This window comes from Chthoniobacter flavus Ellin428, from assembly GCF_000173075.1.
Classification (GTDB): domain Bacteria; phylum Verrucomicrobiota; class Verrucomicrobiia; order Chthoniobacterales; family Chthoniobacteraceae; genus Chthoniobacter; species Chthoniobacter flavus.
In genome coordinates this window covers 279,163-302,277 of record NZ_ABVL01000007.1, presented here as the reverse complement: position 1 = coordinate 302,277, position 23,115 = coordinate 279,163, and the positions used below count along the sequence as shown (strand labels likewise).

Below are 23,115 nucleotides of genomic sequence, written 5' to 3'. Positions count from 1 at the left end.
CCCATTGGAATTCTCAAAATTCTCTAACCGAAAATCATCGTTCTTCGGTTTCAGTTCGTCTGGAGACCTTCCAGGCGAGCGAGACGTTTTGCCCGTATATCGAAGCTCCAGAACTCGATGCAACCAAGCTCGAGTACTGCAGCTACGTGGAGAATGTCGTAGGTGCGAAATCCATGACGCGCAGTGTGACGCAAGACGAGCGATTCAAATTGTACTCCCAATCGCTCCATATCGATTTCCTGCCATACCAATGCATTGCCGGCCAACAGATCATCACGCAGGCCCGAGTGTGCCATGGCAGCCAATTCAGGTGTCACACGCGCCTGTCCGCTGGTCCGAGCAGTGAAGACGTATTGTTCAAACGCATTGGTCAACTCTAGTCGCAATAGCCACGTTATGGGAAGCGGGAGTGCACCCATTCTTTGCGCATTCGCCATCCATTCCTGAGCCTCGCCACTCTCATCGAACGGAAGATAGAGACGCGTTAAGAAATTCGTATCTACGTAAAGATCCATTATTCGCCGCGGAGAGCGCGGTCGAAGCGCTTTTGGGCGCGTGCGGTCAGGACCGATTGGCCGTGAGTCAGCGCTCGAACGCGTTGCCAGTGCACTTTCATAGCCGCCAGCGGGTCTCCCGTCTTTTTTTTCCGCGACTGCTCCGCTTCAAGCCGCCTAGTCAGAAAAGTGTGCAGTTGACGCTGCTCCCGACGTGAGAGCTTCGCTGCGGCTACCTCGATTTCAGCAAGCTTTGTCATCGAACAGAGGATGACATGGCGGCAACATCTTCACAAGCTTTCCCACGAGTCGGAAACGAGGCGACGCCGGACCACCTCCAAGGCTTCATCGCCAGGAATGAGCTTCCCCTCTCCGGACTCCACCTGGGCATCCGGCGTCGAACCTCTTCAATCTGCGCCCGCTCGATCTCGGGCGGCACATGGCTGGGCAACGTCTCGACGAGGCGATCCGTCCGCTCAGCCCGCTCGGGAGGAGAAAGCCGCTCTACCTCAGCAAGATTTGAGCAACTGCTTGAGTCATGGATCAAAAGTATATTTCGGTGTATCTGTGACGGCAAGCGCGCCTCTGTGCCGGAATCTTGCCTCTGGGGGTACATGAGTTCCTGACTGGGGGAAACCCTGAAAAATGACCACTTTTAGGCGTTGACCTTTTGGGGATTTTTGGGAGAAATAGGGACGTTTTGGTGCGAATTGGGAGACTCGCCCAAAGCCAACCCGCCATGGCCGACACCAACCAGAACAACGCAACACCCGTGTATGTGGGTGAGTTCTGCCATGCCATCGACGGGAAGAACCGCATCACCATTCCCGCGGAGTGGCGGCCCACGGAGGAGAAGGAAACCGAGCTGTTTCTCATCCCGAGTTCGACCGCCAATTGCCTCACGGTGATGCCTCGCCACGAGCTCGACCGCGTCCGCACCAAAGCCGCCGCTCTCCCCGGCGCACAACGCACCGCGGTCCTGCGCCGCATCGGCGCCCTGAGCCGCCAGGTGACGCTCGACAAACACGGCCGTCTCTCGCTCCCGGATGAGTTCTGCAAGCAACTCAAGTTCTCCGGTAATGTGACGCTCTCGGGCGTCGTCGAAACTTTTGAAATTTGGAACACCGAAGAATGGACCGCCGCGCAGGTCGTCCAGAAAGCGGATTCCGCAGCCCTTCTCGCAGACCTTGGCTTATGAGCGTTTGCGTCGAAATTCCCAAAAAGCCGCGAGCGAAGTCGCGGCGTCCTTCATTGAACCCACGTCCCTACGAATATCACGAATCCGTGCTGCTTGCCGAAACGGTGGAGCGGCTCGCGCCTGCTCCCGGCAAGGTGATAGTCGACGGCACCCTCGGCGGTGGCGGGCATACGGCCGCCCTCCTCGCAGCGGGTGCGCAGGTGATCGGCTTCGACCAGGATCCGGAAGCGCTGGCTTTTGCCGGCCGGAAGCTCGCTGAGTTCGGCGGGCAATTCCGCCCGGTGCACACCAGCTTCGCCAAGGCGGGTGAAGCGCTGGACCAGCTCGGCGTCGAGAAGATCGATGGCGCGATGCTCGATCTCGGCGTCTCCTCGCGTCAGCTCGATGCTCCCGAGCGCGGATTTTCCTTCATGCACGATGGTCCCCTGGACATGCGCATGGATCCCACGAACCTGATCAGCGCCGCGGACCTCGTGAACACGATGGCAGGCGATCAGCTCGAAAAGATCTTCCGTAACTACGGCGAAGAACCCGCCGCGCGCAAGATCGCCGCGCACCTCGTGCGCGATCGCCTCGTTGCGCCTTTCCGCACGACGCTCCAGCTCGCCCAAGCCGTCGAGCGTGTCGTCCCACGTCATAGCCGCACCCATCCGGCCACGCGTGTCTTCCAGGCGTTGCGCATCGCGGTGAATCGCGAACTCGAAGCGCTCACGCTCGGTCTCGAGCAGTTCTCGCAGCGTCTCGCTCCGGGCGGCCGCCTGGCGATCATCACTTTCCATTCTCTCGAAGACAGGATCGTGAAGGTTTTCTTCAAGGAGCGCGCGGCCGCGTTCATCGATCGTCCCGAGTGGCCGGAAGCGCGGCCGAATCCCATCCACATTTTCAAAGCCATCACCGGCAAGCCTGTTGTCGCCAGCGACGCGGAACAACGGGCCAATCCGCGCTCGCGCAGCGCCAAACTCCGCGTCGTCGAAAGGATCCCGTATGTCCGCTAACCGCCGCCGCCACGCCAACGCCATTCCGATCGCGTCGTTCGTCACCTGGGCGCTCATCGGTATTTTTGCCGGCGGAGGTGGTCTGGCCTACGTTTGGTGCAAGAACCAGCTCTACACCACGGGATCGGAAATCAAGTCGCTCGAGCGCGAACTCGTCGACCTCAAGAACAAGAACGAAGTGGCGGAAAGCAAGATCGCCCAACTGTCTTCCACGGCCAAGCTGCAGGAACGTTATGATACCGGCTTCATCAAGCTGGTGCCCATCACCAACGACCACATCACCGTCCTGAGCAATTCCACCGCGGCGCCGAACACAGGAGAACTGCGTCCCGTTTCCAACGAGAAGACCGTCTCCAGCGAAAGGATTCACGAGTGAACCACACAGCCCAAAAGCGCGCGCTCTTTTCCTGCTTTGCGCTGGCCGGCTGCTTCACCGTCTTCTCGGCGCGGCTCATCGACCTGCAGGTCACGAAGCACGACGAGTATGCGAAGATCGCGCTGGAGATCCATGGCACCCGGCAGACCAAGCCGGCGCAGCGCGGCCGCATCATGGATATCCACGGTGAGTCGCTCGCCCAGAACGAGCCGGTGCGCACGGTTGTCGCCGACGCGACGTTGATCAACGATCGTGCCGAAATGGCCACGCTGCTCTCCACTGCCCTGGGCCTTCCGCATGCGCAGCTGATGGAAAAGCTCAGCCGCACGGCCTATTCGCAGGCGCTGAAGAAGGAAATGCCTTCGCCTTACATCGTTCTGAAAAAGGAGGTGCCGGTGAACGTGACCTCCGATCTCTCGGCGAAGCTCGTGGAGCGCAAGATGCGCGGCATCACTTTCGAGACCGCCTCGACGCGCGTCTATCCGAATGAACACATGCTCTGCCACGTGCTCGGCTATGTGAATGGCCGGAACGAAGGCGTGGACGGTGTCGAACGCACCATGGACCAGTTCCTGCGCGGACACGACGGCTTCCGCTATTCCGAGCGCGACCGCACAGGCAAGGAGATCTTCGTTTACCGCGGCCAGGAACGCGATGCGCGCAACGGCAACAACGTGCGCCTGACCATCGACATGGGGCTGCAGAACATCGTCGAGATGGAGATGGATGCCGCGATCAAGCAGTTCCATCCGAAGAGCGCCACGGTCATCCTCATGCAGCCGAAGACAGGCGAGATTCTCGCGCTGTCGAATCGGCCGAACTACAACCCGAACATCCAGGAGGGCGTGCCGGAGGATCATCGCCGCGATCGCGCGGTGACCGACGGAGTCGAACCCGGCTCCACGTTCAAGATCGTGACCACCACCGCCGCGCTGACGGAAAAGCTCGTGCGCGCGGATACGATGATCAATTGCGAGAACGGCTACTTCGCTCCTTTCCACCTGCACGATCATCATCCGTATCCGGACTTGAGCGTGCACGACATCCTCGTGCACTCGAGCAACATCGGCGCGGCCAAACTCGGCATCCAGCTCGGCGACCAGCGGTTCTACGATTACGTGCGGCGCTTCGGCTTCGGCGAGCGCACCGGCGTGAATCTGCCCGGCGAAGTGAGCGGCATCGTTCACCCGCTGCATACCTGGAGCAAATATTCCATCACCCGCATCCCCATGGGCCAGGAGGTGGAGGCGACTCCGCTGCAGATCGTCACCGCGATGTCGGCGATTGCCAATGGCGGTCATCTCCATGATGCCGCAGATCATTCACGACATCACCGACGAGCAGGGCCACGTCATCGCGAAGTTTCCGGCGCAGGAAATTCGCCAGGTCGCTTCCAAGGCGGCGACCGATGCCGTGCGCGATGCGCTCGTGGACGTCGTCAGCCCGAAGGGCACCGCCGCCCTCGCCCACGTGGTCGGCTACAAGGTCGCCGGCAAGACGGGCACGGCGCAGAAATACGACGAGAAGACGCACCTGCCCAGCCACGAACGTTACACCGTCTCTTTCGTCGGCTTCATGCCGGCGGACGATCCCGCTTTCGCCTGCCTCGTGCTGGTCGACGAAGCACAGGTCTCGCACGACAAAAATTATGGCGGTATGGTCGCCGCTCCCGTTTTCTCTCGCATCGCCGAAAAAGCCGCACGCTACCTCGGGCTCAAGCCCACGGTGGAAGAACCCATGGGCAGTGTGATGGTGCACAACGACTACCGCGATCAATGAAACTCGACGCACTTCTTTCTCACTCCGCCATTGTCAAGGTGGTTGGCCCGACCGATCGGGACATTACCCATCTCACCTACGATTCCCGCCGCGTGAAGCCGGGCACGCTCTTCTTCGCCCTCAAGGGCGAGAAGGTCGACGGTACCGCTTTCATCGACGCCGCCATTGCCGCCGGCGCCGAAGCGATCGTAACCGAAAACGCCACGTTCAGGACGCGCGCGACGAACATCGTCGTCGCCAATGCCCGCAACACCATGGCGGACTTCGCCGCGGCGTTTTACCAGAACCCCGCGCGCGCGCTGAAGATCGCTGGGGTGACGGGAACGAACGGCAAAACGACCACCGCCTTTCTCATCAAGCACATCTGCGAAGCGGCGCAGTTGCGCTGCGGGTTGCTCGGCACCGTGCGCTACGAAATCGGCGACCGCGTGCTGCCCGCCTCGCGCACGACTCCGGAATCCCTCGATGTGCACGAGATGCTGTGGCAGATGCGCTCCGCCGGTTGCAAGGCCTGCGCCATGGAAGTCTCCTCCCACGCGCTTGTACAGGCCCGCGTACGCGACGTGGAATTCGACGCCGCGATCTTCACCAACCTCACGCAGGACCACCTCGACTATCACAAGACGATGGAGGCCTACTTCGAGGCGAAGGCGCGCATGTTCAGCGAGCTCGCTGCGCAGAAGAAAAAACAGGGCAAGGCCATCATCAACCTCGACGATCGTTACGGCGCGCAACTCGTGACGCGTTTCGGCAAGGCGATTCCCATCACCACCTACGGCCTCGGCGTCCATGCCGATTTCCGGGCGAGCAATGTCCGCATCGACTTTCACGGCACGAGCTACCAGCTCGACGCCGGCGGCCGCAGCTACCTCGTCCGCCTGCCGCTCATCGGTCAGTTCAACGTCTACAACTCCCTCGCCGCCGTCGCCGCCGCGAATGCCATGGGCATCGAAGTGCGCAACTGCGTGCTCGCGCTGGCCAACGCCACCGCCGTGCCGGGCCGCCTCGAAGCGGTGCCCGCGCAGCGCCAGTTCCGCGTCTTCGTGGATTACGCGCACACCGACGACGCCCTGCTCAACGTCATCAAAACCTGCCGCGAATTGAATCCCGCGCGGCTCATCGTCGTCTTTGGCTGTGGCGGCAACCGCGATAAGACCAAGCGTCCCCGCATGGGCGCGGTCGTCGACCAGCACGCCGACCACGCCATCGTGACTTCCGACAACCCGCGCAAAGAAGAACCGCTCGCGATCATCGAAGACATCAAGCCGGGCATGCGCCGCGGCAACTACGAGGTCATCGTCGATCGCCGCGAGGCCATCTTCAAGGCCGTGGCCATGGCCCAGCCGCGCGACATCATCCTCATCGCCGGCAAGGGCCATGAGAACTACCAGGAATTTGCCGACCGCACCATGCCCTTCGACGACGTGGCGGTCGCCCGACAAGCCCTCGAGGGCAAGCGTTCCGAAGACTAGAAAATGGACGCCACCACTTTTGAAAAAATCGCCCAGTGGTCCGCCGGAAGGCTGGCTGCGGGTGATCCGCAAGGCACCGTGACCTCCGTTTGCACGGATTCACGGTCGCTGAAAGCGGGAGATTTGTTCGTCGCCTTGCGCGGCGACAAGTTCGACGGTCACACCTTCATCGCCGAAGCTTCGAAACGTGGCGCTGCCGGTGCGATCGTCGAAGAATTTCCAGCCGAACTGCCGCCCGGCTTCGGCGTGATTCTGGTCAAGAACACGCTCGAAGCCCTGCAGCGTCTCGGCGCCGAGTATCGCCGCAGCCTCGACATCCAGGTCATCGGCCTGACCGGCAGCAATGGCAAAACCAGCACCAAAGATCTCACCGCTTCGGTGCTCGGTGAAAATTTTCAGGTCACCAAGACCGACGGAAATCTCAACAACCACATCGGCCTGCCGCTCACCCTCCTCCGCGCGCGCGGCTCGGACCAGATCGGTGTTTTCGAGATGGGGATGAATCACGCCGGTGAGATTGCACCACTCGCCGCGATGGCCGCGCCCGAGGTTGGCATCATCACCAACATCGGCATGGCGCACATCGAGTTTCTCGGCAGCCGTGAAGCCATCGCCCAGGAAAAGGGCATGCTCGCCGAGGCGTTGCCGCCGAGCGGCACGCTCATCCTCAGCGCCGAAGACGAATTTTCCCCCGCCATCGCCGCGCGGACGAAAGCGGACGTCGTCCTCGCTGGGATAAACAAAGGCGAGGTCTTCGCCAGCGATCTGCGCCCCAGCGCCAGCGGCACGAAATTCACCATCAACGCCGAGGGCCGCACCGCCGCGGCCGAACTCAGCGTGCCGGGCGAACACATGGTCCGCAACGCAATGCTCGCCGTCGCCGCCGGTCGCGCCTTTGGCCTTTCCCTCGAGGAATGCGCCGCGGGCCTCTCCAAGCTTCGCCTCACCAAGGGCCGTCTCGAGCAGAAGATGATCCGCGGCATCCAGGTCATCGACGACACTTACAATGCCAACCCCGATTCCGTGGCCGCCGCGTTGCGCACCCTGGCCAGCATGCCGGCGGTGGGCCGCCGCATCGCCGTGCTCGGCCGCATGGGTGAACTGGGTGTCGAAGCCGAGCGCGGCCATCGTCTCGTCGGCGAAGTGGCCGCCCAGACCCACGTCGACAGCGTGATCGGCGTAGGCGAAGAAGCGCAGTGGATCACCGAAGCCGCCTGGCGCGGTGGCGTGGAAAAAGTGGTGCGTGTCGAATCAACCGAGGAAGCGACCAAAGTCCTGCGCGACCTCGCCAAGGCGGGCGACCTCGTCTTGATCAAGGGCAGCCGTTCCGCACGCATGGAACGCATCGTGGAGGGCTTGCTCGCGCAATGATCTACTACCTCTACAAGCTCTCCCTGCTTTATCCGAACGAGGACTTTTTCCGGGCGATGAATGTATTCCAATACATCACGCTGCGGGCTCTCGGCGCGGCGCTCACCGCCTTCCTGCTTTCGCTCATGTGCGGCAACTGGACGATCCGCCGCCTGATCTCGCTCAAGCTCGGCCAGCCGATCCGCACCAAGGAGGAGGTGAACAAGCTTTTCGAGTTGCACGGTTCGAAAGCCGGCACGCCCACCATGGGCGGCGTGCTCATGCTTGGCGCGGTCATCGTCTCCTCGCTCGTCTGGGCGCGACCGGACAATCCGTTTGTCTGGCTGCTCATGTTCTCGCTCGTCTATTGCGGTGGCCTCGGCTTCTGGGACGACTATCTCAAGGTCAGCAAGAAGAACTCCGCCGGCGTGAGCGAGCGCACCAAGCTCATCGCCCAGGCCATTCTCGCCATCATCGTCACCGCGTTCTTCCTCATGAACCCGGCGATCGAAGTGCAGGCCCGTGCAGTCTATGTGCCGTTCAGCAAGGCGCCGATCTTCGCCAACCTCGGCCTCCTCGGCACCCTCGGTTTTTTCGCGTTGGTGATCATCGGTTCTTCCAATGCGGTGAATCTCACCGACGGCCTCGACGGCCTCGCCGCCGGCTGCACCTGCACCGCAGCCTTCGCCTACGCCATCCTCGCCTACGTCTGCGGCCACGTGGGCATCGCGACCTATCTGCAAATTCCCTTCTATCCGTTCGCCGGCGAACTGACGGTCATGTGCATGGCCCTCGTCGGCGCCTCGTTCGGTTTCCTCTGGTTCAATTGCCATCCGGCCAAAGTCTTCATGGGCGATACCGGTTCACTCGCCATCGGCGGCATGCTCGGCGTCACGGCCATTTGCACGAAACAGGAGATGCTCCTCGTGGTCGTGGGTGGTGTTTTCGTCATCGAGGCCGTCTCGGTCCTCATCCAGCGCACCTGGTTCAAGATTACCAAGAAACGCTACGGCGAGGGCCGTCGCGTGTTCCTCATGTCACCCCTGCACCATCACTTCGAGCTCAAGGGCTGGAAGGAGAACACGGTCATCGTCCGCTTCTGGATTCTGTCCATCATGTTCGCCTTCCTCGGCCTCGCCACCCTGAAACTCCGTTGAATTCGTCTTACGCCAACAAGTCCATCGCCGTACTGGGCGCGGGCGAAAGCGGTGAAGCCGCAGCCCGCCTCCTCCACCAGGAAAAAGCCATGGTTACGATCCTCGATACCGCCGAAGAGAACAAGCTGCGCAAGAAAATCGACGCGCTCGGCGCGGAAGGTATTCGCGTGATTGCCGATCTCGCCGCTGAGCACGAAAGCCTGCACGGCCATTACGACTACGTGATTCTCAGCCCGGGCATCGATCCGGCGGTGCCGCTGGTCCAGCATTTCATCAAGCGCCGCATCGAGATGATCGGCGAGCTCGAGCTCGCCTTCGAGATGTGCAAGTGCCCGATCATCGGCATCACCGGCACGAACGGCAAAACGACCACCACGCAACTCGTGGAGAAAATGCTCAATGCCTGCGGCGTGAAAACCGTGGCCAGCGGCAATATCGGACCCGCCTTCTCCGCCAAGGTCAACGAGAGCAGCCACCTCGACGTGATGACGCTCGAGGTCAGTTCCTTCCAGCTCGAGTCGATTCGTCGCTTCCACTGCCAGACCTCCGTCTGGCTCGGCTTCGCCGCCGACCACCTCGATCGCTATCGTTCGATGGACGAATATTACGTGGCAAAGATCCGCATTTTCGAAAACCAGACCGAGGATGATTGGGCGATCGTCAACTATCGCGACAAACTTCCGGCCTTGAAGGCGAAGAAGATCACCTTCAGTGCCTATGTGCCGGATGGGGATTTCTCGCTGCGCGAGGGTGTGATCCATTTCCGCGGTGAACGCGTGCTCGCCATGTCGGAGACCAATCTGCGCGGCTCGCACAACGCCGAAAACCTCATGGCCACGCTCGGCGTCGGCTTCGTGCGCGGACTCAGCTTTGCGCAAATGCTTCCGCCGCTCCGCGAATACAAGCCGCTGCCGCATCGCTGCGAAATCCTGCGCACGGTGAATGGCGCCGAGTGGGTCAACGACTCGAAGGGCACGAATCCGGATTCCGTCGAGAAAGCGCTGCACTCCGAGACGCGTCCCGTGGTGCTCATTGCCGGCGGCAAGGACAAAGGATTCGAATACGATTTGCTCACCGATCTCGTTGCGGCGCGCTGCCGCTCGGTGGTAGTAATGGGTGAGATGGCCGATCGCATTGAGGCGATCTGGAAATCGCGCCTGCCCGTGGCGAACGCCGGACGTTCGCTCGAAAAGGCCGTCGAACTCGCGCACGCCGCCGCCCAACCCGGCGATGTCGTCCTATTTAGTCCTGGTACTTCGTCCTTCGATATGTTCAAAAATTACGCCGACCGTGGGAACCAGTTCCGTGCGTTGGTCCAAGCCCTGCCTTCCTAAAATGAAAACACCCAAATTCTTCAGCAAACTCTCCGCTGTTCTGTCGCCGCGACCGAAGAAGAAATTGCAAGCGACCGCCGCCCGCGCGGCACGCCGCCCGGTGGACGATTACGACGACGAAGAGCCGACGACCAATCTTTCCAGCGCCTTCGTCGTGGTGCTGATCCTGCACGTCGTCGCCATCGGCGGCATCTATGCATTCAACAGCATCAAGGCATCGCGCCGCGGCCATGAGCCGATGATTGCGCCGACCGAGCAGACCTCGGCCACGTCGCAAACGGCCAGCGTCCAAAGTGAGGACAACAGCACCACCGACCCGGCGCCGAAGTCGCAGACCGCTTCCATCTCGCACCCGGTGGCGGAGACCGCGCCGATGCCGGCCGTCGCTCCGATCAAGCCCGCGACGGGCCACACCTATCAGGTCAAAGCCGGCGACAACTTCGCCAAGGTAGCCCTCGCCTACGGCGTGACGCCTGCGCAGATCATGGAGGCAAACCATCTCAAGGAAGGCTCCGTCCTGCACCAGGGCCAGACGCTCATCATTCCGGCCAAGACTGAAAAGACCGCCGACAACCGTAAGGAAGAGTCCACGCCGAAGCAAGCGGACGTGCCGTCCACGACGAACACGCCCGGCTTCTACACCGTGAAGAAGGGCGACACGCCCACCTCCATCGCCCACAAGCATGGCCTCACCGTTGAGGAATTGCTGAAAGCCAACAAGATCACCGATCCCAAGAAACTCCAGGTGGGTCAAACCCTGAAGGTGCCGCCGCGCAAGGGCTAAGCCTCCGTTGAACGCCCAACGCACCAGTGTCTACCTCCTAGTCGTCACGGTCATCTGCCTGATCGTGCTCGGCATCGTCATGCTGTCGAGCACCTCGGCCTACGCGCCGGAGAGCCATGGGAGTGCGGTGTTCCTGCTCAAACGCCAACTCGTCTGGCTCGGTATCGGCATCGTCGTTTGCGCCATCGCAGCCATGCTCGATTACCATCTGTTGCAAAAGACCTGGTGGATCTGGTTCGTCCTTTCGATCTTTCTGCTCTCGCTCTGTTTCGTCCCGCACATCTGCCATCGCATCAATGGCTCGCGGCGCTGGATCAATATCGGCGTAACCTTCCAGCCATCGGAATTCGCCAAGCTCGCCGCCATCGTCGCCGTGGCCTGGTGGTTCGCGCGCGATGAAACCTACGCCCGCCAGTTCTGGCGCGGCTATGTCGCTCCACTGATCGGCGCCGGCATCCTCATGGCGCTCATCGCTCCGGAAGTGGACATGGGGACTACCGCACTCATCGGAACGACGACCTTCCTGCTCATGTTCATCGCCGGCACGCGGCTCTTTTATCTCGTGCCGACGATCGCTTCGGGCTTCGCGGCGCTGATCTTCGTCGCGCTGAAAATGCCGCAACGCTGGGGCCGCATGATGGCCTTCATGTATCCGGACAAGTATCCGACCGAGGCCTACCAGACCGTGCAGGGGCTCATCGCCCTCGGCTCCGGCGGTGTGGACGGACTCGGCCTCGGCAACGGCCGGCAGAAGATGATGTATCTGCCCTTCGCTCATACCGACTTCATCTTCCCTGTGGTGGGCGAGGAGCTCGGCCTGCGCGTGACGCTCGCCGTCGTCTTCACCTACATCGTTTTCATCCTCTGCGGCGCGATCATCTCCATGCGGGCGCGTGATCGTTTCGGCATGCTCCTCGGCTTCGGCGTGGTCGTCATCATCGCCCTGCAAGCCGCGGTGAATATCGGCGTCACCACCGCGCTGTTGCCGAACAAGGGTCTGCCGCTGCCCTTCATCAGCTACGGTGGCTCGAACCTCGTTTTCTGTCTGCTCGGTGTTGGCATCTTGATCAACATCTACCGTCAGGGTCTCAATGAGCAGGACGACAAAAACAACAGCGTGGCCCTGAGGGCCCGCACGCGCAATGCCCGCCGCGTGGTCCGCATCTGACGATCTTGAAAAGAGCCAGCGAATCACTCGAATGACACGGATCAGACCGCTTCCTTTCGTGTAATCCGTGTGATTCGCGGGCCAAAAATCATTCTCTATGATTCATTTGGCGGTTTCTGAACTATGAACTTCGTCATCGCAGCCGGCGGCACCGGCGGACACCTCTTTCCAGGCCTCGCCGTCGGTGAGGTCCTCATCAAACGTGGGCATCAGGTGATGCTCATCATCTCGGAAAAGGAGATCGATTCCCTGGCCACCCAGGGCCGCACCGACTTCCGCATCGAGCGCGTGCCCGGCGTGGGTCTGCAGAGCAAAAATCCCATCGCGCTGGTCAAGTTCCTCCTGAAATTCCGCGCCGGCCTGGCACAGGTAAAGGCGCTCTATCGCGACTTCCAGCCGCAGGCCGTGCTCGGCATGGGCGGCTTCACCTCCACCGCGCCGCTCCTCGCCGGACGCGCGGCGAAAGTCCCCACCTTCGTCCACGAGTCCAACGCCATTCCCGGCAAGTCCAACAAGTTCAACGGCCGCATCGTCACTCGCGTGCTGCTCGGCTTCGAGGAATGCGCGCAATTCTTTCCACCGGGCAAGTGCACCGTCACCGGCACGCCCATTCGCACCTCGCTCGCCACGCGTCTCGACCAGACCCAGGCGCTGGCTGCCTTTGGCCTCACGCCCGGCAAGCCCACCCTCCTCGTCATGGGCGGCAGCCAGGGCGCGCACGGGATCAATCAATCGCTCGTTAACGCCCTGCCCTCACTCGCCCAGCATCCGTTGCAGGTCATTCACCTCACCGGCAAACAGGACGAGCAGCTAATGCGCGAGAGCTACGCCAGGGCCGGCATCCCCGCCTTCGTCGCGGCCTTTTACCATCGTATGGAGGAAGCCTACAGCGCCGCCGATTTCGCCATTTCGCGCAGCGGCGCGGCGAGCCTCACCGAGCTTTCACACTTCGCCTTGCCGAGCATTCTCATTCCTTATCCTTTTGCGGCGGAAGATCATCAAACTTTCAACGCGAATATCTTTGAAAAAAGGGGGGCGGCAACGCTATTAAAGGAGCGCGAAACCAGCGGCGAAACACTCGCTCAAAAACTGCTCTGGTTTCTCGAAGATCCGCAGCGGCTTTCCGATATGTCTGCGCGCAGCGCCAGCCTGGCGCCGCAGCAAGCTGCCGAACGGGTCGCAGACACCATCCTCAACTCTTGCGCATAAATGGACACGGGCCAAATCCTCGCTGACATCCTCGTCGGAGGTGAATTGAAAATTCACCTCATCGGCGTGGCCGGCTCGGGCATGAGCGGCATCGCCGGGCTCCTGCTCGCCCTCGGCCATCAGGTCGGCGGTTCGGACAAGGCGCGCACCGTGGAGGTCGATCGCCTGGAAAAACTCGGGCTGCGCTTTCATCTCGGCCAGGACGCCGCGAATATCGGCGACGCCGATCTCATCATCTTTTCCTCGGCCATTCGTCCGGGCAACCCGGAGTACGACGAAGCGATCCGCACCAAGCGCAACATGGTGCGCCGGGCCGACGCGCTGGCCGCGATCCTCAATTGCAAAAAAGGGATCGTGGTTTGCGGCATGCACGGCAAGACAACGACGTCTTCCATGGCCGCGCATGTCCTCAAGGTTGGCGGCCTGCATCCCTCGCACTATGTCGGCGCGGAAATCCCCATCCTCGGCACGAATGCGCTGTGGGACCCGACGGGCGAATACCTCGTCGCCGAGGGCGATGAGAGCGACGGCACGCTCGCGTTCTATCATCCCGAGCACGCCATCGTGCTGAACATCGAGGAGGAGCATCTCGACTACTACGCCGATCTGGCGGCGATCGAGGTCGTCTTCAATCAATTGCTCTCGCAGACTCGCGGCAAGGTGATCTTCTCCGCCGACGACGCCAATGCCACGCGCATCTGCAGCACGCATCCCGGCGCCATTTCCTACGGTGAATCGCACACCGCGTTTTACCGCTTCGATGATGTCCACACGAAGGATTTCCAGTCGCACTTCCGCGTCTTGCGCGGCGGCGAGCCGCTCGGCGCGATCACCCTCAACGTGCCCGGCCGGCATAACGTCAGCAATTCCGTCGGTGCCATCGCCCTGGCCACGGAACTCGGCGTGCCCTTTGCCAAAATCGCCGAGGCGCTCGAATCCTTCCGTGGCGCGCGCCGCCGTTTCGAGATCAAGTATCGCAGCGACCGCTACATGGTGGTCGACGACTACGGCCACCACCCCAGCGAGGTGAAAGCCACGCTCGCCACGGCGAAGAACACCGGCCGCAAGCGCGTGCTCTGCATGTTCCAGCCGCACCGTTACTCCCGCACGCTCAAGCTCAAGGCGGAGTTCGGCCGCGCCTTTCATCATGCGGATGTGGCGGTCATTGCCGATGTCTATCCGGCCAGCGAATTGCCGATCGATGGTGTGAGCGGCCAGACCATCGTGGACGAAATGCTCCGCGAAGGGCACGAAGCCGCGAGCTTCCAACCAGATCGCAAGAAGATCGCGCTGGAGATCGGACGCGCCCTCGAACCGGGCGACGTCGTGATCAGCCTCGGCGCGGGCAACATCCACGAAGCGGGCTCGATCCTGGCGCGCGACATCAAGCAACTCGACGAGTTGCAGACCGTGATGGGTCACGGGACGATCAAGCTTTACGAGCCGCTCTCCAAGCACACCACCATGCGCGTAGGCGGCCCGGCGCAATTTTGGGCTGAGCCGGAGACGGAGGAAGCATTCGCCCGTCTGGTGCGCTTCTGCACGCTCAACGAGATCCCGCTCTTCGTCATGGGCCGCGGCTCGAACCTACTGGTGCGCGACGGCGGCATTCGTGGCGTGGTCGTGCACCTCGCCCGCGGTGAGTTCAAGACGATCGAAGTCAAGGATGGCAAGATCCAGGCCGGCGTCGGGGTGAAGCAGAAAGAACTCGCCTATGCCGCGCGCGACGCGGAGATCGGCGGTTTCGAATGGCTCGAGGGCATCCCGGGCAACATCGGCGGCGCCCTGCGCATGAATGCCGGCGCGATGGGCGGCGAGACCTTCCGCCAGGTGGTCAGCGTCCGCTTCGTCGATCCGCATGGTAATTTCCACATGAAGACGCCCGCGGAGATGGACGTGCGTTACCGTCACTGCGGCACGCTGGAAAAGAATTTCGCGGTGTCTGCGACCTTCGTCGGGCATCCCGGCAACGCCGAAGAAATCGAGAAATTGCTCGAAGCCTCCACGCACAAACGCCGCACCAGCCAACCCCGCGAATCCAGCGCCGGCTGCATTTTCAAGAATCCCGAGCAATGCCCCGCGGGCAAATTGGTCGACGAACTCGGCCTCAAGGGCACGCGCGTCGGCGGGGCCAAGGTCTCCGAAGTGCACGGCAATTTCATCGTCAACGATGGCGGCGCTACCGCGGCCGACGTCCTGGCGGTGATCGACAAGGTGAAAGAGGTCGCGCTCCGCGAGCGCGGCATCCAACTGGAAACCGAAGTGCAAATCGTCGGCGAAGAGAAAGGGATCCATGACTGAACCGCTTTCCCGTTCTCCGATCACCAAGCGCTCTCATGCGATAGTCATCAATTCCGTCCGTAATTTTCTGTACGTCGGAAAGATTAAGAGTAAGATCACGATCAAGATTAAGACGCAAAAGAGCTCCGCGCCGCTTTTCCCGCAAGAACCGTCTACAGACTCTCGTATGCGTCTGAATGACCAATCGATTTCATCCCGTGTCCATTGACCTGAAAAACAAGAAGATCGCCGTGCTCATGGGCGGTCCTGGCTCCGAACGCAAAGTCTCCCTCGCCTCCGGCGCGGGCGTGGCGAATGCCTTGCGGACGCTTGGCGCGGACGTCACCGAAGTGGACGTCAATGGCTCGGACTTCATCGTGCCCGCTGGCACCGACGTCGCGTTCAATGTCATCCACGGCACCTTTGGTGAGGACGGCCAGATCCAGCGTATCCTCGAATCGCGTGGCGTCGCCTACACCGGCGAAGGCGTGGCGAACAGCGAATTGGCCATCGACAAGATCGCCACGAAGCAATGCTTCCAGAAGCATCACGTCCCAACCGCCGCGTTCGAAATCCTGCGCGACGGCGCCAATCCGACCCTGCCACTCCCCTACGTCGTCAAGGCGCCCAAGGAAGGCTCCAGCGTCGGCGTCTTCATCGTGCGCGAAGAAGCGAAAGTCGCGGACACCATGCGCGAGGCGTGGAGTTACGGAAAAGAGCTGCTCGTTGAAGATTTCATCAATGGCCGCGAATTGACCGTCGGCGTCCTCGGCGACCAGGCGCTGCCGATCATCGAGATCAAGCCCGCGAAGGACTTCTACAACTTCGACAACAAGTATCCGTTCCTGAATCCCAAGGCCGGCGGCGCTGCCGAACACACCTGCCCGGCCATGATCAGTGACGAACTCACCCGCCGCGTGCAGGAGGTCGCCCTCGCCGCCGCGCGCGCTATCCATCTCGAAACCTATTGCCGCGTGGATGTCCTGCTCACCGGCGCCGGTGAGCCGTACGTGCTCGAGATCAATACCATCCCCGGCATGACCCAGGTGAGCCTGCTGCCCGAAGCCGCCGCCGCGGCGGGCATCAGTTACGCCGAGCTTTGCGCCCGTGTCATCGAACTCTCGCTCGCTCGCCGCCACCCATGAAAATTCCCAGCAACAAGCGCATCTCCAGTTCGCGCCAGCGCAAGCAGCAGCACCTGCTTGACGTCAAGCTGCGCGCGAGTACCGAACGTTCGCGCCGATTCCGCGCGATCTGCGGTTTCATTTTCAAGACCGTCTTCTTCGTCGGCCTCATCGCCGGCTCGTGGTTTGGCGGCAAGGAAGCGCTCCGCCGGTTCGTCTGGGAGAATCCGGACTACTATCTCCACGACATCAATTTCGCCACCGACGGCTCGTTGACCCGTGATCAAGTGCTCACGGCAGCGAACATCGTCGAGGGCCGGAATATTTTCACCGTCGATCTCGGCCATGCGCGCGAGGCCATCGAGCACCTGCCGCAGGTCGAGAACGCCGTGGTGCAGCGCGTCCTGCCGAATCGCATCAACATCACCATCGGCGAACGCCGCCCCATCGCCTGGGTCGCGGCCAAGGGCGACGAAGACCCGAGCGCCTCGGACAAATCTTTCCTCATCGATGCCCGCGGCGTGGTGCTGCGCAGCCGCGTGCTCTTGCCCGAATACTATCACCTGCCGATCATCACCGGCTTTGAGACCGGAAATCTCGTCCCCGGCAAACGGGTGAACGTCATCGAGATGCAATCCGCGCTCGAACTGATCCGGTTGAACGCCGACAGCACGCGCTTCCAGGTGCGCAACATCGACATCTCCAAGGGCTACTGCCTCATCGTGACCGACCAGCGTCATGCGAAGATCACCTTCGGCCTCGACCGTCTCGATCATCAATTGGAGCGCCTCTATCGCTGCCTCGATCGCGCGACCGAAGACCACAAGGAATTGCAGACCGTCAATCTCATCGTCGAGCGCAACATCCCCGTCACCTTCTACGATCCCGAGGCCGACGCTGCCGCCGCCGCGGCCATCGCCGAAGGCATGCCTCCGAAGCCGGGCGCCAACTCCAATGCGGCGAACGAGCATCATCCGGCGCCGAAGCCCTCCGTCGAAACGCACCATGGGGATTCCACGCCCAGGTCGTCGCCAAAGTCCTCACCCAAATCTTCCACCCCTTCCCGTGGCTCCACGGGAAATCAGCCCCTGAAAAAACCCTTCCGTCTGAACCCCTAGATGGCCCGTGATTCCATAGTAGTCGGTCTTGAAATTGGCACCTCTAAAATCTGCGTCGTCGTCGGCGAAACCCGCGGCGATGGCACCATTCGCATTCTCGGCGTCGGCCAGGCGCCGTCGCGCGGCGTGCGCAAAGGCGAAATCGTCGACTTCGAAACCGCGGGCAAATGCATCCGTGAAGCACTCGTCGATGCCGAGGAAAAGAGCGATGTCATGATCGGCAGCGTGTATCTCGGCGTCACCGGCGCTCACATCGCCGGCTTCAATAACCGCGGCGCGGTGAGCATCCCCGAGGATCGCGATGAAATCTGCGAAGAGGATTTCGAGGACGTCCAGGCCAGTGCCCGCGAGGTCAGCATCCCAGCGCCGAACATGTTCGTGCACTCGCTGCTTCAGCACTACTACGTCGACGGCCAGGATGGCGTGCTCAACCCCATTGGCATGCTCGGCCGCAAGCTCGAGGCGGATTTTCACATCATCCACGGCGTGGCCACGCGCATCAAAAACAGCGTGCGTTGCGTGAAAGAAGTCGGACCTGAGGTGCTCGACGTCGTTTTCAATCCCCTCGCCACCGCGCAGGTCTTGCTCGATCAAAACCAGAAGAGCCTCGGCGCACTGGTCGTCGATTTCGGCGGCGGCACCACCGACTATCTCGTCTATTCCGACGGCGCGGTGCAGCAGAGCGGCTCGCTGGCCATTGGCGGCGACCACATCACCAACGACATCTCGCTCGGCCTGCGCATCCCCATGGCCAAGGCGGAACGGCTGAAGATCGAGGAAGGCAGCGTTATCCTCGGCAATGCGCGCCCCGGCGAGACGATCGTGCTCAAGGACGAGACCGGTTTCGCCGGGAAGGAGATCGAGCGCGAGATGCTGAACACGATCATTCATTGCCGCGTCCGCGAGACCTTCGAGCTGCTCAAAAAGCGCCTCGATGATGAAGGCCACCTGCCTTTCCTCGGCGCCGGCCTCATGCTCACCGGCGGCTGCAGTTTGATCAAGGGTATCAACCATCTCGCCGAGGAAATCTTCGGCATGCCGGTGCACCTCACCCACGCGCAGACCGTCTCCGGCCTCACCTCCGCTTTCGAAAATCCGCAGTTCTCCACCGCCATCGGTATCATCAAATACGCCGACGCCATGCAGCCTGAGCGCCCCTCCGGCTTCTTCGGCCGCATGCGCAAAAAGTTCTCCTTTTTCGGCCTGTTTTAATGAGACGATACGCCACGAGCTAACCCACCATGATCCAAGTCCACCGGAACTCCTCCACCGCCTATGACGTCCGTATCAAAGTCGTCGGTCTGGGAGGCGCCGGCGGCAATGTGCTCGACCGTCTTTTGCTCGATGGCCTGCACAACGCGGAACTCATCGCCATCAATACCGATGCGCAGGCGCTGACCGCCTCCGTGGTGGAGCAAAAGGTCCAGATCGGCCGTACCACCACACGCGGACTCGGCGCCGGCGGCGACCCGGAGCTTGGCTACGCGGCGGCCGAAGAAGGTGTAGAGGAAATCCGCAATGCGATCGAAGGTGCGCAACTCGTCTTTCTCTGTGTGGGTCTCGGGGGCGGCACCGGCTCCGGCGCGGCCCGTATAGTCGCTTCCCTCGCCCGCGAACAAAAGGCACTCGTCGTCGCCTTCGCCACGTTGCCTTTCGCTTTCGAAGGTCGGCGCCGCCGCGCGCAAGCGGATGAAGCGTTGGCCGCGCTGCAGCGTTATTCGGACGTCGTCATCCATTTCGAAAACGACCGCATGGGCGATGCCGTCGCGCCGCTCGCCGGCATCCACGAGGCATTCGCAACCGCTGACCAGACGGTCAGCCAAAGCATCCGCGCCATCATTCGCCTCATGCACCAGCGCGGACTCGTGCACATCGGCTTCGACGAAATCGTCACCGCCCTCCGCGGCTCGGGTGAAGCGGGCGCGCATTGTGTCTTCGGTTTCGGTGAAGCGGACGGCGACAACCGCGCCCACGAAGCCCTCACCCGCGCCCTCAAGAATCCGCTGATGGACAAGGGCCGCATGCTCGAGGATGCCCGCAACATTCTCGTCAACGTCGCCGGTGGCCCTTCGACCACCCTCAACGAAGTGCAGATCCTGATGGAGGAACTCAACCGCCACATCAGCGACCAGACGCGCCTGCTCTTCGGCGCCGCCGTCGATCCTGCGCTCGGCCAAAAGATCAGCGTCACCATCCTCAGCGCGTTGCAAGGCGCACCGGCCGCCGCCGTCCCGGTCGCACCGCGCCCCGCCGCGCGGGTCGAAAGTGCGCCGGTTTCCGTCACCCCGGCTCCAGCGCCGGCCGCCCCCGTCAGCCTGGCGCCTGTTCGCGAACCGGTCGTCATCGAGCGGACACCCGAGCCGGTCGCCCCCGTCGAACCCGCCATCGCCGCACGCATCGTCGAGCCGCCAGTCACTACGCGCATCCCGGAACCCGTTGTGGTCGAACGCACTCACGAGCCCGTCGTTGCCGAGCGCATTCCAGAACCGGAAATCATCGAGCACATCCCGGAACCGGAACCCGAGCCCGTCCCACGGCGCGTCTCGCGAGTCCGCCCCGTCCGTGAACCGGAGTCTGAACCCGAGCCGGTCTACGTCGACACCGCCACCCGTGCACCGCACATGCCCACGCCTGTCGCCGCCGAGGCCGCCCCGCTTTACACGGAGCCCGCACCGGCCCCCGCTTCCGAGCACGCGCGCGGCCCGAAACAACCCAAGCCCAAGCCCACCCTGGCCAAGCAGGAGCAAATGCAATTCGAGCCCGTCACCCGCGGCCGTTTCGAAAAAAGCGAGCCCACCATCGTCGACGGCCAAGACCTCGACGTCCCCACCTTCCTACGGCGGAACGTGAAGGTGAAATAGGTCAGGCTGGTCTCAGATTAGAATAGGTGAGGCGCGGACGCTTGCGTTCATCGTGTGGCGGTTCTTCGCGGGCAAGTGCGTGCCCAAGCTGGCGCTTGGGCACGAGAGGCTCGAGGCGACAGCCACATTCCTACGCGAAGCGCCCTCAGGCAGTAGCCATCCGCCGGCTTGACAGACTACTCACGACCGGACCGAGGCTTTGCAACGTGCGCAGGTGGAGAATGAAGGCCAGCGGAACGGCCCAAGTGGGGATGAGACTCAAAGGATATTGCGTGACGGCCTGGTTGGAGATTTCACTGGCGAAAATGCCCAACGGCGGACCACCGTGCGTGACGCCCATCGTCAGCGCCAGGACCAGGTCGAAGATGCCGAGATAATTCCAGAACCGGGCAACGGCCGCGGCGTGGGGTTTTTTCGCGGCGAGGTTTTGGGCCACCCACGGCGCGGCCAGACCGACGGCCACGTCACCCAGACCGGCCGGAAGCGCGAAGCCCGCCGGCAAATGTCCGCGCGCATATTCAACTAGAAAGACGACGCCCAAAGCGCGCTGGGTTTGCAGGAAAATGGCCGTGGCGCCGTCCAGTTCATGGATGCCGCCAAGCAGCGCTCCATGCAAATACGAGCGGTCGACGACATAGACGATGATGGGGATGGTGATCGCCAGCAGGAGCCCCAGCGGTGGCCGGCCGGGACCGGTATCAAATGCCCCGGTCACGGAAAGGGCAACGACCGCACCGAACCAGACCAGAATCAGGTAGAGAGTTTTCATGAGAATTTCCTTTCGATGGTTTGATTTGAGTTGGATTTGGCAATCGAGTAACTTCATAATAAATAGTCACTACTAAAAATGAAGTCAATGCCGAATCTTGCGCCTTCCCACGATCGCCCCTTGAATGAAGAAAAGATGGCCGCCAGCTATGATCAAAAATGCCCCGTCGCCCGGACGCTCGCCATCATCGGCGAACGCTGGACAGTCCTGCTCCTGCGCGATTTGCTGCGTTTGGGCCCCCGCCGTTTTCAAGACTTCCAGGAAGCATTCCCCGGCCTGAGCCCGAATACCCTCTCCGCACGCCTCAAGACCCTCGAGAAGCACGGGATCGTCCTGCGAAGGCTCTACGACGAGCATCCGCCCCGCGCGGAATATCTCCTCACCGAAAAAGGCCGTGCCTTGGGTCCAGTCCTCAAAGCCATGCTGAACTGGGGAGAAAAGTTCACGGGCTGATCCTCCCGGTATGGGTAATTTCAGGCCGGTCGAGGGTCGCAGGCACTTGCCCCTTGTCCACGCGCCCCCGTTTGCTATTAGCACTGGTATGACTACTAAGCGATTCCGTGCGGGCGTCCTTCATGGCGACGAAGTGAAAGAACTGCTCGACTATGCCAAGGCCAACCAATTCGCCCTCCCGGCGATCAATTGTATCGGAACAGGCACCGTCAACGCGGCACTCGCAGCCGCTCGCGAGGTCAACTCGCCCACGATGATCCAGTTCTCCAACGGCGGCGCGCAATTTTTCATCGGCAAAGGCATCACCAAGGAAAACCAGACCGGCCCGATCCTCGGCGCCATCGCCGGCGCGCAGTATGTCGACGCCGCGGCCAAGGCCTACGGCGTGCCCGTGATCCTCAATTCCGACCACTGCGCGAAGAAGCTGTTGCCCTGGATGGACGGCATGCTCAAGGGTAGCGAAGAAAGCGTCGCCAGGAACGGCCAGCCACTCTTCAGCTCGCACATGCTCGACCTCTCCGAGGAGCCGCTGCACGAGAATATCGAGATCAGCGCGAAGTATCTCGCGCGCATGGCCAAACTCGGCATCACCCTCGAAATCGAACTCGGCGTCACCGGCGGTGAGGAAGACGGCGTGGACAACACTGGCGTCCATGAATCGAAGCTCTACACGCAACCGGAGGAAGTGGCCGAAGTCTATCAGAAGCTAGGCGCCATCAGCCCGAATTTCACCGTCGCCGCCGCGTTCGGCAACGTGCACGGCGTCTACAAACCCGGCAACGTGAAACTCACGCCGAAGATCCTCAAGGATTCGCAGGAGTACATTGAGAAGCACCTCAAGACCGGTCCGAAACCGGTGAATTTCGTCTTTCACGGCGGCTCTGGTTCCACTCGCGAAGAAATTCGCGAAGCCGTGAGCTACGGCGTGGTGAAGATGAACATCGACACCGACGTGCAGTGGGCGTTCTGGGATGGCGTGCGCGAGTACGAAGCCAAGAACCACGACTATCTCCAGGGCCAGATCGGCAACCCGAAGGGCCCCGATGCGCCGAACAAGAAACATTACGATCCGCGTATTTGGCTCGGCGCCGCAGAGGATGCCGCCCACAAGCGCCTGCTGACCACCTTCGAGGATCTCAACAACATCAACCGCAACGCCTAAGCGTTGCGGCAGCAGCCGGGGTCATCGACCCC

20 protein-coding genes and 1 pseudogene are annotated in these 23,115 nt (G+C 61.8%); 19 read left to right on the top strand and 2 right to left on the bottom strand.

Features of this window, described 5'->3' with window-relative positions; genetic code table 11:
- Positions 1 to 50: 50 nt before the first annotated feature.
- Positions 51 to 515, bottom strand: a complete 465-nt coding sequence (locus tag CFE428DRAFT_RS14260) for a PIN domain-containing protein (RefSeq protein WP_042724962.1) — start codon at positions 513 to 515, stop codon at positions 51 to 53.
- Positions 516 to 1,233: 718 nt separating this feature from the next.
- On the opposite strand from CFE428DRAFT_RS14260, the gene CFE428DRAFT_RS14250 reads away from it, so the two are divergent.
- From CFE428DRAFT_RS14250 to CFE428DRAFT_RS14180, 17 genes and pseudogenes are all read left to right on the top strand, one after another.
- The gene (locus tag CFE428DRAFT_RS14250; protein ID WP_006980267.1) at positions 1,234 to 1,692 is read left to right on the top strand and encodes a division/cell wall cluster transcriptional repressor MraZ; all 459 of its coding nucleotides are present in this window, start codon (positions 1,234 to 1,236) and stop codon (positions 1,690 to 1,692) included.
- Positions 1,689 to 2,687: a 16S rRNA (cytosine(1402)-N(4))-methyltransferase RsmH gene (gene rsmH / locus CFE428DRAFT_RS14245; RefSeq protein WP_006980266.1), complete on the top strand. Its 999-nt coding sequence runs from the start codon at positions 1,689 to 1,691 to the stop codon at positions 2,685 to 2,687. Before CFE428DRAFT_RS14250 ends, rsmH begins: the two co-directional genes overlap by 4 nt.
- A complete protein-coding gene (locus tag CFE428DRAFT_RS14240) occupies positions 2,677 to 3,063 on the top strand; it encodes a hypothetical protein (protein ID WP_006980265.1) in 387 nt (128 codons plus the stop codon). Before rsmH ends, CFE428DRAFT_RS14240 begins: the two co-directional genes overlap by 11 nt.
- Positions 3,060 to 4,355, top strand: a pseudogene (locus CFE428DRAFT_RS41090) (peptidoglycan D,D-transpeptidase FtsI family protein); the annotation flags it as partial. The gene CFE428DRAFT_RS14240 and the pseudogene CFE428DRAFT_RS41090, both read left to right, overlap by 4 nt.
- Complete coding sequence (locus tag CFE428DRAFT_RS41085; protein ID WP_420196884.1) at positions 4,354 to 4,842, top strand: penicillin-binding transpeptidase domain-containing protein; 489 nt, start codon at positions 4,354 to 4,356, stop codon at positions 4,840 to 4,842. The pseudogene CFE428DRAFT_RS41090 and the gene CFE428DRAFT_RS41085, both read left to right, overlap by 2 nt.
- On the top strand, positions 4,839 to 6,314 hold the full coding sequence (locus tag CFE428DRAFT_RS41080; protein WP_042725014.1) for a UDP-N-acetylmuramoyl-L-alanyl-D-glutamate--2,6-diaminopimelate ligase: 1,476 nt from the start codon (positions 4,839 to 4,841) through the stop codon (positions 6,312 to 6,314). Before CFE428DRAFT_RS41085 ends, CFE428DRAFT_RS41080 begins: the two co-directional genes overlap by 4 nt.
- A 3-nt stretch (positions 6,315 to 6,317) precedes the next feature.
- Positions 6,318 to 7,685: a UDP-N-acetylmuramoyl-tripeptide--D-alanyl-D-alanine ligase gene (locus CFE428DRAFT_RS14230; protein ID WP_006980263.1), complete on the top strand. Its 1,368-nt coding sequence runs from the start codon at positions 6,318 to 6,320 to the stop codon at positions 7,683 to 7,685.
- Positions 7,682 to 8,821, top strand: coding sequence for a phospho-N-acetylmuramoyl-pentapeptide-transferase (gene mraY, locus CFE428DRAFT_RS14225; protein WP_006980262.1), 1,140 nt, complete (start codon positions 7,682 to 7,684; stop codon positions 8,819 to 8,821). The genes CFE428DRAFT_RS14230 and mraY overlap by 4 nt, the downstream gene beginning before the upstream one ends.
- A complete protein-coding gene (gene murD, locus CFE428DRAFT_RS14220; RefSeq protein WP_006980261.1) occupies positions 8,818 to 10,155 on the top strand; it encodes a UDP-N-acetylmuramoyl-L-alanine--D-glutamate ligase in 1,338 nt (445 codons plus the stop codon). The genes mraY and murD overlap by 4 nt, the downstream gene beginning before the upstream one ends.
- A gap of 1 nt (position 10,156) precedes the next feature.
- Entirely contained in the window at positions 10,157 to 10,939 is a 783-nt protein-coding gene (locus CFE428DRAFT_RS33630) for a LysM peptidoglycan-binding domain-containing protein (RefSeq protein ID WP_006980260.1), read from the top strand.
- Between the two features lie 7 nt (positions 10,940 to 10,946).
- The gene (locus CFE428DRAFT_RS14210) at positions 10,947 to 12,107 is read left to right on the top strand and encodes an FtsW/RodA/SpoVE family cell cycle protein (RefSeq protein ID WP_006980259.1); all 1,161 of its coding nucleotides are present in this window, start codon (positions 10,947 to 10,949) and stop codon (positions 12,105 to 12,107) included.
- 123 nt (positions 12,108 to 12,230) lie between these two features.
- The gene (murG, locus tag CFE428DRAFT_RS14205) at positions 12,231 to 13,316 is read left to right on the top strand and encodes an undecaprenyldiphospho-muramoylpentapeptide beta-N-acetylglucosaminyltransferase (protein WP_006980258.1); all 1,086 of its coding nucleotides are present in this window, start codon (positions 12,231 to 12,233) and stop codon (positions 13,314 to 13,316) included.
- A complete protein-coding gene (gene murC, locus CFE428DRAFT_RS14200) occupies positions 13,317 to 15,617 on the top strand; it encodes a UDP-N-acetylmuramate--L-alanine ligase (RefSeq protein ID WP_006980257.1) in 2,301 nt (766 codons plus the stop codon). It abuts the gene before it with no gap.
- 197 nt (positions 15,618 to 15,814) lie between these two features.
- Complete coding sequence (locus CFE428DRAFT_RS14195; RefSeq protein WP_202797425.1) at positions 15,815 to 16,741, top strand: D-alanine--D-alanine ligase; 927 nt, start codon at positions 15,815 to 15,817, stop codon at positions 16,739 to 16,741.
- On the top strand, positions 16,738 to 17,838 hold the full coding sequence (locus CFE428DRAFT_RS33625; protein ID WP_006980254.1) for a cell division protein FtsQ/DivIB: 1,101 nt from the start codon (positions 16,738 to 16,740) through the stop codon (positions 17,836 to 17,838). Before CFE428DRAFT_RS14195 ends, CFE428DRAFT_RS33625 begins: the two co-directional genes overlap by 4 nt.
- Positions 17,839 to 19,050, top strand: coding sequence for a cell division protein FtsA (gene ftsA / locus CFE428DRAFT_RS14185; protein WP_006980253.1), 1,212 nt, complete (start codon positions 17,839 to 17,841; stop codon positions 19,048 to 19,050).
- Between the two features lie 29 nt (positions 19,051 to 19,079).
- The gene (locus tag CFE428DRAFT_RS14180; RefSeq protein ID WP_006980252.1) at positions 19,080 to 20,699 is read left to right on the top strand and encodes a cell division protein FtsZ; all 1,620 of its coding nucleotides are present in this window, start codon (positions 19,080 to 19,082) and stop codon (positions 20,697 to 20,699) included.
- Positions 20,700 to 20,844: 145 nt separating this feature from the next.
- On the opposite strand, the gene CFE428DRAFT_RS14175 is transcribed toward CFE428DRAFT_RS14180, so the two are convergent.
- Positions 20,845 to 21,468, bottom strand: coding sequence for a hypothetical protein (locus tag CFE428DRAFT_RS14175; RefSeq protein ID WP_131989377.1), 624 nt, complete (start codon positions 21,466 to 21,468; stop codon positions 20,845 to 20,847).
- A gap of 87 nt (positions 21,469 to 21,555) precedes the next feature.
- Between CFE428DRAFT_RS14175 and CFE428DRAFT_RS14170 the strand changes: the two genes are divergently transcribed.
- Together CFE428DRAFT_RS14170 and fbaA are read left to right on the top strand one after the other, a co-directional pair.
- The gene (locus tag CFE428DRAFT_RS14170; protein WP_006980250.1) at positions 21,556 to 21,921 is read left to right on the top strand and encodes a winged helix-turn-helix transcriptional regulator; all 366 of its coding nucleotides are present in this window, start codon (positions 21,556 to 21,558) and stop codon (positions 21,919 to 21,921) included.
- 88 nt (positions 21,922 to 22,009) lie between these two features.
- The gene (gene fbaA, locus CFE428DRAFT_RS14165; RefSeq protein WP_006980249.1) at positions 22,010 to 23,083 is read left to right on the top strand and encodes a class II fructose-bisphosphate aldolase; all 1,074 of its coding nucleotides are present in this window, start codon (positions 22,010 to 22,012) and stop codon (positions 23,081 to 23,083) included.
- Positions 23,084 to 23,115 lie beyond the last annotated feature (32 nt).

Coding starts and splice junctions, on each gene's coding strand:
- CFE428DRAFT_RS41085 (WP_420196884.1), top strand. CDS start 4,354: ATGGCGGTCATCTCCATGATGCCGCAGATCATTCACGACATCACCGAC.
- CFE428DRAFT_RS14240 (WP_006980265.1), top strand. CDS start 2,677: ATGTCCGCTAACCGCCGCCGCCACGCCAACGCCATTCCGATCGCGTCG.
- mraY (WP_006980262.1), top strand. CDS start 7,682: ATGATCTACTACCTCTACAAGCTCTCCCTGCTTTATCCGAACGAGGAC.
- CFE428DRAFT_RS14180 (WP_006980252.1), top strand. CDS start 19,080: ATGATCCAAGTCCACCGGAACTCCTCCACCGCCTATGACGTCCGTATC.
- murC (WP_006980257.1), top strand. CDS start 13,317: ATGGACACGGGCCAAATCCTCGCTGACATCCTCGTCGGAGGTGAATTG.
- rsmH (WP_006980266.1), top strand. CDS start 1,689: ATGAGCGTTTGCGTCGAAATTCCCAAAAAGCCGCGAGCGAAGTCGCGG.
- CFE428DRAFT_RS33630 (WP_006980260.1), top strand. CDS start 10,157: ATGAAAACACCCAAATTCTTCAGCAAACTCTCCGCTGTTCTGTCGCCG.
- CFE428DRAFT_RS14230 (WP_006980263.1), top strand. CDS start 6,318: ATGGACGCCACCACTTTTGAAAAAATCGCCCAGTGGTCCGCCGGAAGG.
- CFE428DRAFT_RS14250 (WP_006980267.1), top strand. CDS start 1,234: ATGGCCGACACCAACCAGAACAACGCAACACCCGTGTATGTGGGTGAG.
- CFE428DRAFT_RS14175 (WP_131989377.1), bottom strand. CDS start 21,468: ATGAAAACTCTCTACCTGATTCTGGTCTGGTTCGGTGCGGTCGTTGCC.
- ftsA (WP_006980253.1), top strand. CDS start 17,839: ATGGCCCGTGATTCCATAGTAGTCGGTCTTGAAATTGGCACCTCTAAA.
- CFE428DRAFT_RS41080 (WP_042725014.1), top strand. CDS start 4,839: ATGAAACTCGACGCACTTCTTTCTCACTCCGCCATTGTCAAGGTGGTT.
- fbaA (WP_006980249.1), top strand. CDS start 22,010: ATGACTACTAAGCGATTCCGTGCGGGCGTCCTTCATGGCGACGAAGTG.
- CFE428DRAFT_RS14170 (WP_006980250.1), top strand. CDS start 21,556: ATGCCGAATCTTGCGCCTTCCCACGATCGCCCCTTGAATGAAGAAAAG.
- CFE428DRAFT_RS14260 (WP_042724962.1), bottom strand. CDS start 515: ATGGATCTTTACGTAGATACGAATTTCTTAACGCGTCTCTATCTTCCG.
- CFE428DRAFT_RS33625 (WP_006980254.1), top strand. CDS start 16,738: ATGAAAATTCCCAGCAACAAGCGCATCTCCAGTTCGCGCCAGCGCAAG.
- murG (WP_006980258.1), top strand. CDS start 12,231: ATGAACTTCGTCATCGCAGCCGGCGGCACCGGCGGACACCTCTTTCCA.